At 62.8% G+C, this 9,237-nt stretch carries 12 protein-coding genes; 10 read left to right on the top strand and 2 right to left on the bottom strand.

All coding sequences use genetic code 11. The features are described from left to right. The 5 genes from AAHE99_RS14270 to AAHE99_RS14250 form a co-directional block, all read left to right on the top strand. On the top strand, positions 1-193 hold a 193-nt coding region (locus AAHE99_RS14270; protein ID WP_342118016.1), incomplete at its 5' end, for a hypothetical protein. Continuing rightward, entirely contained in the window at positions 190-633 is a 444-nt protein-coding gene (locus tag AAHE99_RS14265) for a MotA/TolQ/ExbB proton channel family protein (protein ID WP_342118015.1), read from the top strand. The genes AAHE99_RS14270 and AAHE99_RS14265, both read left to right, overlap by 4 nt. Continuing rightward, positions 630-953, top strand: a complete 324-nt coding sequence (locus tag AAHE99_RS14260) for a hypothetical protein (RefSeq protein WP_342118014.1) — start codon at positions 630-632, stop codon at positions 951-953. Before AAHE99_RS14265 ends, AAHE99_RS14260 begins: the two co-directional genes overlap by 4 nt. Then, positions 953-3,037 carry a TonB-dependent receptor gene (locus tag AAHE99_RS14255; protein WP_342118013.1) on the top strand — a complete coding sequence of 695 codons (2,085 nt, stop codon included), beginning with the start codon at positions 953-955 and terminating at the stop codon, positions 3,035-3,037. Before AAHE99_RS14260 ends, AAHE99_RS14255 begins: the two co-directional genes overlap by 1 nt. Continuing rightward, on the top strand, positions 3,025-4,446 hold the full coding sequence (locus tag AAHE99_RS14250; RefSeq protein ID WP_342118012.1) for a PepSY domain-containing protein: 1,422 nt from the start codon (positions 3,025-3,027) through the stop codon (positions 4,444-4,446). The genes AAHE99_RS14255 and AAHE99_RS14250 overlap by 13 nt, the downstream gene beginning before the upstream one ends. Positions 4,447-4,511: 65 nt before the next feature. Here the strand turns inward: AAHE99_RS14250 and AAHE99_RS14245 are convergent, their stop codons facing one another. Next, complete coding sequence (locus AAHE99_RS14245) at positions 4,512-4,850, bottom strand: type II toxin-antitoxin system RelE/ParE family toxin (protein ID WP_342118011.1); 339 nt, start codon at positions 4,848-4,850, stop codon at positions 4,512-4,514. Positions 4,851-5,063: 213 nt separating this feature from the next. Here AAHE99_RS14245 and AAHE99_RS14240 point away from each other — a divergent pair, with 213 nt between their 5' ends. The 5 genes from AAHE99_RS14240 to AAHE99_RS14220 all read left to right on the top strand — a co-directional run bounded on the left by AAHE99_RS14240 (position 5,064) and on the right by AAHE99_RS14220 (position 8,595). Further along, positions 5,064-5,375 (top strand): HigA family addiction module antitoxin, encoded by a 312-nt coding sequence (locus AAHE99_RS14240; protein WP_342118010.1) that lies wholly within the window; start codon positions 5,064-5,066, stop codon positions 5,373-5,375. 86 nt (positions 5,376-5,461) lie between these two features. After that, a complete protein-coding gene (locus AAHE99_RS14235; protein ID WP_342118009.1) occupies positions 5,462-6,106 on the top strand; it encodes a TetR/AcrR family transcriptional regulator in 645 nt (214 codons plus the stop codon). 149 nt (positions 6,107-6,255) lie between these two features. After that, positions 6,256-6,909 carry a protein-L-isoaspartate O-methyltransferase family protein gene (locus AAHE99_RS14230; protein ID WP_342118008.1) on the top strand — a complete coding sequence of 218 codons (654 nt, stop codon included), beginning with the start codon at positions 6,256-6,258 and terminating at the stop codon, positions 6,907-6,909. Between the two features lie 10 nt (positions 6,910-6,919). After that, entirely contained in the window at positions 6,920-7,243 is a 324-nt protein-coding gene (locus AAHE99_RS14225) for a rhodanese-like domain-containing protein (RefSeq protein WP_342118007.1), read from the top strand. A gap of 44 nt (positions 7,244-7,287) precedes the next feature. Beyond that, complete coding sequence (locus AAHE99_RS14220; RefSeq protein ID WP_342118006.1) at positions 7,288-8,595, top strand: TolC family outer membrane protein; 1,308 nt, start codon at positions 7,288-7,290, stop codon at positions 8,593-8,595. A 30-nt stretch (positions 8,596-8,625) separates the two neighbouring features. Here the strand turns inward: AAHE99_RS14220 and AAHE99_RS14215 are convergent, their stop codons facing one another. Then, entirely contained in the window at positions 8,626-9,237 is a 612-nt protein-coding gene (locus AAHE99_RS14215) for a dihydrofolate reductase family protein (RefSeq protein WP_342118005.1), read from the bottom strand.

The following is a 9,237-nucleotide window of genomic DNA, read 5'->3' as shown; positions in this document are numbered from 1 at the left end:
GGCGCCAGCCCCAGCCCCAGCCCCCCAGGCAAACGCCTACGAGCTGCGCGACCAGACCCCGACCCAATCCCCTGCCGAGCGTGCGGCAAAGCTGCTCGCCACGCTGGCCGCCGCCGCAGCGCTGCTCGCGCTGTTCGTGCTCGGCCTGCGCACCGGCACCCACCCCCCAATCCCTGAAGGAGCATACAAATGATCGAAAACCTCTCATACGCCTGGCTGCACAACGGCGTCAGCCTCCTGCTCGCCCCAGCCCTGCTGGCGCTGCTGGCCGCCTGCGGCGTGGCAGCGCTTGAAGCAGGCATCGCCGTTGGCGAACGTTTCAACGGCCTCGCCAAACTCCGCGCCGCCGGCAATGCCGCGCAGGTGCAGGCCATTGCACGCCACCGCCTCGAGCGTGCCGACCTGCTGGCCCGCATCCCCCCGATGCTCGGCCTGATGGCCACCATCATCCCCCTCGGCCCCGGCCTCGCCGCCCTCGGCCAAGGCAACCCCGCCCAACTCGCCAGCGCCGTCACGGTCGCCTTCGACGCCACGGTCCTCGGCCTGGTGGCCGGCATTGCCGGCCTGGTGATCGGCAAACTGCGCCGCCGCTGGTACGAAGAAACGCTGGACGCCATGGAGCACGCAGCATGAGGGACCAAGCCCGCAAGCGCCTGCGCCTGTACCAGCACCTCGACTCCCGCTTCGACGACAGCGACGAAGACCCGCGTTCCAGCCTGGTCAACCTGGTGGACGTGATGCTGGTCTTCGCCTGCGGCCTGATCGCCGCTATCGCCAGCGGCCAGGGCGCGCTGGCCAAACACAAACCGGTAGAGAAGGGCAAGCAGATCGAACGCCCGGCCGCCGGCGTCACCCAGGCCGGCAGCGGTTACGACCGCGTTGGCGAAGTATTCCGAGATCCAAAAACTGGCCAGCTGGTGCTGGTCGAACCTGCAAAAACTGAAGCAAAATAATGAAAGCAAAAGTAAGCACCCTCGCGGCAGCCGCCGCCATCCTCTGTCACGCATCCGCTGTGGCAGCCGAAAGCGACATCGCTTTGCCAACCGTCACCGTCAACGGCAGCGCCAATGACAGCGGCCTTGGCCTGGCACGCCAGAACGCCACCGGCAGCCGCCTTGGCCTGAGCATCGAAGAAACCCCGGCCAGCATTGAAGCGCTGGACACCGACACCATCCGCGCCCGCGGCGACCTGCGCGTGAAAGACGCCATTACCCGCACCACCGGCCTGACCGACACCAGCTCGCCCGGCAACGGCATCAGCTACTCCGCGCGCGGCTTCAATGGCAACAGCTCTGTCGCCATGCTGGAGAACGGCCAGCGCCTGCTGGTCGGTTCCGGCACCGCCACCTACCCATCCGACCCTTGGGGCTACGAATACATTGAAGTGCTGCGCGGCCCAGGCTCCATCGTGTACGGCAGCGGCACCACCGGCGCCACCATCAACGCTGTGCGCAAGGCCCCGCAGCGCGCCGCGACGTTCGAAGCGCTGGCCGGATTCGGCGGCGGCCGCGCGCTGCGCGGCGGCATTGGCGGCACCGGCGCGCTGGGTGAAAAGGGCGCCTTCCGTATCGACGCATTCGCCGACCGCAGCGATGGCTTTATCGACCGGGGCGAAGCGCGCCGCGGCAAAATCCTCGGCAGCGCCGCGTTCGAACTGGCCCCTGCGCTGGACCTCAGCCTGCAGCTCGACCACAGCGAACAGAAACCGCAGCGCTACTTCGGCACGCCGCTGGTCAACGGCCGCATCGCAGGCGAACTGCGCGGCCAGAACTACAACGTCGGCGACGCCCTGATCAAATACGTCGACGACAAGGCAGTCGCACGCCTGGACTGGCGCGCATCGCCATCGCTGGCCATCAGCAACGAACTCGCCTACCTGAAGGCTCGCCGCAACTGGCATAACGTTGAAACCTACTCATACGACCCGGCGACAGGGCTGGTCAAACGCAGCAGCTACATCGCCATCCAGCACGACCAGGAACACGCCGGCAACCGTCTCGAAGCGCGCTGGAACGGCAGCGGCCACCGCGCTGTCGCAGGCTGGGAAGTGGCCACCATCAACTTCACCCACACCAACAACTCGCCGTATGGCGGCACCTCCAGCGTAGCGTTGACCGGCTTTGCACCAGGAGTTTTCAGCAGCCCGGACCCGTTCCGTCCCAACTTCAAAACCGACACGGTCACCAATGCGCTATACGTGGAAGATGCCTATGAACTGGCCGAGCATTGGCTGCTGCTGGCCGGCCTGCGCCACGACCGCTACCGCGTAACCCGTACCAGCCTGCTGGGCGCGGCGGGCTTCACCTCCACGCTCAATTCCAATGCCGCGCGCCTGGGCCTGACGTGGAAGCTGGCGCCGGGCACCTCGCTGTATGGCCAGGTGAGCACCGGCAGCGACCCGATTGGCAGCCTGCTGTCGATGAACGTGGCCAGCAGCCAGTACAAACTGACCACCTCGCGCCAGGTCGAGGCAGGGATCAAACAATCGCTGGCGCAGGGCAAAGCTGAATGGACGGCCGCGCTGTACCGCATTAGCAAGGACGACATCCTCACCCGCGACCCAGCCAACCCGGCGCAATCGATCCAGGGCGGTTCGCAGACCTCGCAAGGCGCCGAACTGACCGCGAGCGCCGAACTGGCGCACGGCTGGCGCCTCGACGCCAATGCCGCCTATACCGACGCCGCCTTCGACCAATTGCTCGAAGCAGGCAATGTGTCGCGCGCCGGCAAGCGTCCGTCCAACGTGCCGAAGATTTCCGCCAACGCGTGGCTGGGATACCGCAGCGAAGCATGGCGCGCGGGCGCCGGCCTGCGTTATGTCGGCAAGCGCTACATCGACAACAGCAATGTGCAGGCGCTGCCAGCCTACACCACGCTGGACGCGGCGCTGGGCTGGAACGTCAACCGCAAGCTGCAAGTCCAGCTCAACCTGCGCAACCTGGCCGACAAGCTGTATGCGACCACCTCGTATGGCAGTAGCCAGTACCTGCTGGGCGATCGCCGCCACGCTGAACTGACCGCGCAATGGCAATTCTGAAGCGCCAGCTGCACCTGTGGCACCGCTGGCTGGGCATTGCGCTCGGCCTGCTGGTGCTGCTGTGGTTCGGCTCAGGCATCGTGATGATGTATGTGCCGTATCCTTCGCTCACCGAGCAGGAACGCCAGGCCTGGCTCGCGCCGCTCGAAGCGGACACGGTGCGCGTCACCGCCTGGCAGGCTTGGCAAGCGACTGGCCTCCCAGGCGCGCCACAAACGGTGCGCTTGAACAGCGTCGCCGGCCGTCCGGCCTACCACTTCCAGCCAGAAGCCAAGGCAGACGGCCTGGTCTCCGTCTGGGCCGACAGCGGGACAGTGCTGCGCGTTGACGACGCGCTGGCCGCCACCCATGCTGCCTCCTTGCGCTCGATCGAGCGCATCGAGCTTGACCAGTGGACGTTTGGCAGCATCTCCGCGCACCGCCCGCTGCATCGCGTAACGGTCGATGACGACGCCGGCACCGTGCTCTACATCTCCGGCCGCACCGGCGAGCTGGTACGCGACACCACGCGCAGCGAGCGCGCCTGGAACTGGGCCGGCTCCGTCATCCACTGGCTGTACATCACGCCGCTGCGCGAAAAAAGTGAAACGTGGCGGCAGGTTGTGATGTGGACTTCCGGCGTGGCCTTTGCGCTTGCTGTCACCGGCATGGTGCTGGGTATCCAGCGCCTGCGGCTACGCCGCCGCTACAAGGGCGGCCGGCGCTCGCCGTACAAAGGCTGGCAAGCCTGGCACCACTGGCTGGGCCTGACCGCAGGCACGCTGACCATCACCTGGCTGTTCAGCGGCTGGCTGTCGGTCACCCCCTTCGGCTGGCTGCAATCGCCCGGCATCACCGCGCAAGACCGCCTGGCCTTTGCCGGCGGCCCGCTCACGCAGGCTGACCTGGAACTGTCCGTTGTGCCTGCATTGCACGCTACGCCCGGCGTGCTGGAACTGGAATGGCGCCGCGTCGCCGGCGCGTCTTACTTCGCCACCCTGGAACGACACGGCCGGCGCCTGCTGGAGGCAGGCACGGGCAAGTCCGCCGCATTGCCCGAGGCGCTCCTGCGGCAAGCCGCGCAGACCATGCGGCCCGGTGTTCCGCTGAAATCGGCCACCATGCTCGAAAGCGAGGACAGCTACTATTACAGCCACCACAACGAGCGCAGCTTCCCGGTATTGCGCGTCAGCTTCGACACCCCTGAAGGCGCCACCTTCTATATCGACCCACTGCGCGGCCAACTGGCCGGCTACGCCGACAGCAACCGGCAATGGCGCCGCTGGCTGTTCAACGGCCTGCACCAGTTCGACTTCATCCGCCTGCGCCCTGCCTGGGACCTGCTGTTGATCACCCTAAATCTGCTTGGCGCCTTGTTGTCAGCCACAGGCGCTTATCTGGGGTGGCGGCGGCTGGTTCGGCCAATCTAGTCCCATGCGGAGATTAGCCGAAACCAGCAGTTGGAGCATCACTGACACCGTGCCCCAACTAGCTCCTAGTAGCGCTTTGCGCCGCTAGGCCGGTGAACGTCTTCAATGTTCAGCTTTACTACCTTGCCTGTACTCTTGTCTGGACAGCTGAACGTGAGCCGGTAGTTCCCGTTAATCTGCATCTCGTATCGGTCGGTCTGACCGGCCAGTGGCTTCAGCTTCTTCAGAAGCGCCAAGCCACTCTGGATATCTGCAAAACTTCGGGCTGCTGCGAGATGAGCCAGGAGCAAGCGCAATACCTTGGCGAAATTTGGCTGAATGCCCGAGTGGTCCGCGCCACCCGAAGCCCAGAAGTCATGGAGCCCCTTGTGGTCAAAACTGCTGTTGTCACTATCATCAATCATAGATTTAATACCTTTCTGAATCGCATCCGTTGAAAATCAACAGAAATTGTTGACGCTCGTGCACTGGTAGGTATAAAATCCTTGTGTTCGCAATAGATTTTTACTTTCAGCTTCAACGGAACTACACATTGTATCAGAAGCAATGTTTCATGTCAATATTTTTTTGTCTATTGCGTTGCGCGTTGCGCAACGAGCGACAGTGAGGGAGATTATATGATCACAATGCACCCAGGTGAGTATTTAGCGGCTGTCTATATAGAGGCGCTGGCGTTGTCTCAAGCGGATTTGGCTAAGCTTTTGCAGGTGTCTAAGTCTGCTGTTTCGCGGCTGGTTGCTCAGGAGTCCGACCTATCGCCGGAGATGGCAGTCCGGCTTTCATACGTTTTCGACGTTCCGGCAGAAATGTGGATGGAAATGCAGACTCAGCATAGTTTGCGTCTTGCAAGAGAGAAGCTGAAATCGAAGGATTTCGTCAAAGCGCCAAAGTTGCAGCAGGAGATGGCGCACGTCGAGTCGGAAGTTTGAGCTGTAGCATTGCAACCTTGACGCGGAAGGTGGGGCGAACTAAGATTAATGACTCCTAAGTAAGTTACCCAATTGCAACTTTTATCATGCAAGCCCCGACTGATACCAAGCCCCGCTGGGAGCGGCGCAAGGATGCGCGTCCGCAGGAATTGCTGGCGGCCGCGCTGGAGCTGTTCGTCGATCGTGGATTTGCCGCCACCCGCCTGGAAGACGTGGCGCGCGCCGCCGGCGTCTCCAAGGGCACGCTTTACCTGTATTTCGAAAACAAGCAGGAACTGTTTAAAGCCGTGGTGCGCGAAACCATCGTGCAAACCATCGGCCAGGCTGAAAGCGACGCGGCCGCCGCCGACAGCATGCCTAGCTGCGAGCTGCTGCGCCAGATGCTGCGCCGCTGGTGGACCCAGGTGGGCGCCACCAAGGCCGCCGGCCTGACCAAGCTGATGATGGCCGAATCCGGCAATTTCCCCGAACTGGCCCAATTCTATAACGAGGAAGTCATCGAGCGCGGCAGTGCGCTGCTGGCCCGCATCCTCGAACGCGGCGTGGCGCGCGGCGAGTTCCGCCCGCTGGACCCGGCCATGATGACCAACGTCCTGATCGCCCCGGTAATGACCCTGATGATGTGGAAACACAGCTTCTTCCCCTGCGATAGCCACGGTGAAATCGATGCCGATGCCTTCATGGACGCCTTCCTCGGCCTGGTGCAGCAGGGCCTGGCCCCGCAAAAATGACCTCAAATTGCCGATTTCGGTCGTTCACCCCCCCAAATCTGCAGACTGTCGCAATTTTCCGCGATCCGTTGTCTTAATCGTTAATATGCCCACCTGACCAGTTCAACGATAAAATGACGGATTATTTATCCCTCACCGAGTCAACAAAGATGAATATCGAACAAGCCCGATTCAACATGATCGAACAGCAGATCCGCCCTTGGGATGTGCTGGATGGTGACATCCTCGATCTGTTGCTGGTCGTAAAACGCGAGAATTTCGTGCCAGAAGCCTACAAGAACCTGGCTTTTGTCGACACTTTCATTCCGCTGGCGGGTGGCGAGCAAATGCTGACCCCGAAGCTGGAAGCGCGCATCGTGCAGGATGCGCAGATCAAGAAACATGAAAACGTGCTGCTGGTTGGCGCGGGTACCGGCTACCTGGCCGCCCTGCTGGCCCACCGTGCACGCCACGTGACCGCCGTGGAAATCGCGCCTGAACTGAAGGCGCTGGCGGAAAAGAACCTGGCGGATAACGGCATTACCAATGTGACCGTGGAACTGGGCAATGGCGCCCAGGGCTGGTCCAATGGCGCGCCGTTCGACGTGATCGTGTTCTCCGGCTCGCTGCCGGTACTGCCGGAAGCAGTGCTGCAGCAAGTGAAGGTGGGCGGCCGTATCGTGGCCATCATCGGCAATTCGCCGGTGATGTCCGCGCACCGCATCACCCGCACCGGCGACCACGGCTACGACACCGTCAAACTGTTTGAGACCGATGTCAAACCGCTGGACCTGGCGGTGAAACCTTCGTCGTTCACTTTCTAAGGGAACGGCAATGCAGCACATTACCGCACCGGAACTGGCTGACTGGCTGAATGATGAAAGCCGTGGCAAGCCTTTCCTGCTGGACGTGCGCGAGAACTGGGAGTTCGAGACCTGCCATATCGCAGGCTCGACCCTGATGCCGATGCAGACCATCCCGGCCCGCATCGACGATCTCGACGAGGATGCGCAGATTGTCTGCATCTGCCACCACGGGGCGCGCAGCCTCAACGTGGCAGCGTTCCTCGAGCATCATGGTTTCAGCAAGGTAAGCAATCTGACAGGCGGGATTCACGCCTGGGCTGTGCAGGTAGACAGCTCAATGCCGAAGTACTAAGGCACGAAAACTAACCCTTTTTGACGACTCCAACGGAGATGCAAATGCAGAAATCCCTTCTCGCCGTGCTGGTATCCAGCGCCTTGTTTTCGCTGAATACGCAAGCGGCTGACCTGGTCCAGGTGTACAAACAGGCGCTCGCCAACGACGCCACCTACGCCAGCGCCCGCGCCGCGCTGTCGGCCGGCCAGGAACGCACCACCCAGGGACGCGCGCTGCTGCTGCCGACCGTTGGCCTGACTGGCCAGAACCTGAAGAATGACGGCGACGCGACCGACCGCACCCTGAACCTCAAGGGCGACCGCGAAAACTACAGCAGCGTGATGCAGCTGCAACTGACCCAGCCGCTGTTCCGCTGGGCCAACTGGGAAAGCTACCAGCAGGGCAAGCTGTCCACCGCCGCTGCGGAAGCGGTGTTCGCGCAAGAGCAGCAGAACGTGATCCTGCGTGTGTCGCAGGCTTACTTCGACGTGCTGACCGCACAGGACAACCTGACCGCGACCCAGGCGCAAAAGGCTGCCACTACCGAACAGCTGGCATCGGCCAAGCGCAATTTCGAAGTGGGCACCCAGACCATCACCGACACGCATGAAGCGCAAGCGGCGTACGACCTGGTGGTGGCGCAGGAATTCGCTGCCCAGAACGACCTGGAAGTGAAGCGCACCGCGCTGCAGCAGATCATCGGCCAGGCGCCTGGCGCGCTGGCGCCGCTGCGCACCGGCGTGACCATCGCCAGCCCGCAGCCGGCCACGCTGGAACCGTGGGTTGCGGCTGCCGAAGAGCAGAATTACGGCGTCGCAGGCGCCAAGCTGAATGTGGAAATCGCCAAGCGCGAAATCAGCAAGCAGCGCGCAGGCCATATGCCGACGCTGGACCTGGTGGCGCAGAAGACCCGCAACTCCACCTCCGGCCTCTCGCTGGTCAACAACAATGCCATCGGCGTGCAATGGAGTGTGCCGATCTTCAACGGTTTCGCCGTCACCAGCAAGGTGCGCGAGTCGATCGCGCTGGAAGACAAGGCCCGCAACGACCTGGAGGCTTCGCGCCGCCTGGCCGCACAAACGGCGCGCCAGGCTTTCCTGGGCGTGAACAGCGGCCTGGCGCAGGTCAAGGCGCTGGAAGCGGCGGAAGTGTCGTCCAAGTCGGCGCTGGAGTCGAACAAGCTGGGTTACCAGGTGGGCGTGCGTATCAATATCGACGTGCTGAACGCACAGCGCCAGCTGTACACCACGCAGAAGGACCTGTCGAAGGCGCGTTACGACACCATCATGAATGGCCTGCGCCTGAAGTCCGCTGCCGGTTCGCTGAAAGAGGCTGACCTGGAGCCGATCAACGCGCTGCTGCAGCACTAAAACCGGTAGACCGGTGTCTGACCCGCGGGGTCAGACACCGATTGTTCCAAGCCGGATTTCCCCATCGGGCACGTAAGTGCTCATCACCACCCCGGTCTTGCCATGTTCGGTGCGCACCAGGCGCAGCGCGCAGGGACAGGCGTTCTCCCCGAACAGGCGCTTGCCGCGTCCCAGCACCACGGGGAAAGTCAGCACATTGTATTCATCGATCAGGTCTGCCGCTTGCAGCGACTGGATCAAGTCGCCGCTGCCGATGATTTGCAGGTCCGGGCCGGGCTGCTGCTTCAGCGCAGCGAGCGCCGACACCACATCGCCTTCCAGCTGGAGCGAGTTATTCCAGCGCAGCGCTTGCGGCGTGCGCGACGCCACGTATTTGCGGGTGCTGTTGAAAATTTTCGCCACCGGGATCTCGTCCGGCTGGTTCGGCCAGTACGCGGCGAAGATGTCGTAGGTGCGGCGCCCCAGCACCAGTTCACGGCCTTTGGCGTCGAAGCCCCAGTCCGACAGGTCGAGTTCCTCATCCAGGTAGCCGAACATCCAGCCACCGAGCGCAAAGCCGCCGGAAGGATCCTCGTCCGGCCCACCGGGCGCTTGCATGATGCCGTCAAGCGATACAAACGTCGAAGCGATGAGCCGTCTCAT

It is taken from the genome of Pseudoduganella sp. OTU4001, from assembly GCF_038440195.1.
Classification (GTDB): domain Bacteria; phylum Pseudomonadota; class Gammaproteobacteria; order Burkholderiales; family Burkholderiaceae_D; genus Rugamonas.
Note: the sequence above shows the minus strand (reverse complement) of the source record. Positions and strands in the feature narration are given on the sequence as shown.

Excerpts from the sequence above, each read along its gene's own strand:
- AAHE99_RS14230 (WP_342118008.1), top strand. The coding sequence starts at position 6,256 with ATGAATATCGAACAAGCCCGATTCAACATGATCGAACAGCAGATCCGC.
- AAHE99_RS14220 (WP_342118006.1), top strand. The coding sequence starts at position 7,288 with ATGCAGAAATCCCTTCTCGCCGTGCTGGTATCCAGCGCCTTGTTTTCG.
- AAHE99_RS14255 (WP_342118013.1), top strand. The coding sequence starts at position 953 with ATGAAAGCAAAAGTAAGCACCCTCGCGGCAGCCGCCGCCATCCTCTGT.
- AAHE99_RS14215 (WP_342118005.1), bottom strand. The coding sequence starts at position 9,237 with ATGAGACGGCTCATCGCTTCGACGTTTGTATCGCTTGACGGCATCATG.
- AAHE99_RS14265 (WP_342118015.1), top strand. The coding sequence starts at position 190 with ATGATCGAAAACCTCTCATACGCCTGGCTGCACAACGGCGTCAGCCTC.
- AAHE99_RS14245 (WP_342118011.1), bottom strand. The coding sequence starts at position 4,850 with ATGATTGATGATAGTGACAACAGCAGTTTTGACCACAAGGGGCTCCAT.
- AAHE99_RS14225 (WP_342118007.1), top strand. The coding sequence starts at position 6,920 with ATGCAGCACATTACCGCACCGGAACTGGCTGACTGGCTGAATGATGAA.
- AAHE99_RS14240 (WP_342118010.1), top strand. The coding sequence starts at position 5,064 with ATGATCACAATGCACCCAGGTGAGTATTTAGCGGCTGTCTATATAGAG.
- AAHE99_RS14250 (WP_342118012.1), top strand. The coding sequence starts at position 3,025 with ATGGCAATTCTGAAGCGCCAGCTGCACCTGTGGCACCGCTGGCTGGGC.
- AAHE99_RS14260 (WP_342118014.1), top strand. The coding sequence starts at position 630 with ATGAGGGACCAAGCCCGCAAGCGCCTGCGCCTGTACCAGCACCTCGAC.
- AAHE99_RS14235 (WP_342118009.1), top strand. The coding sequence starts at position 5,462 with ATGCAAGCCCCGACTGATACCAAGCCCCGCTGGGAGCGGCGCAAGGAT.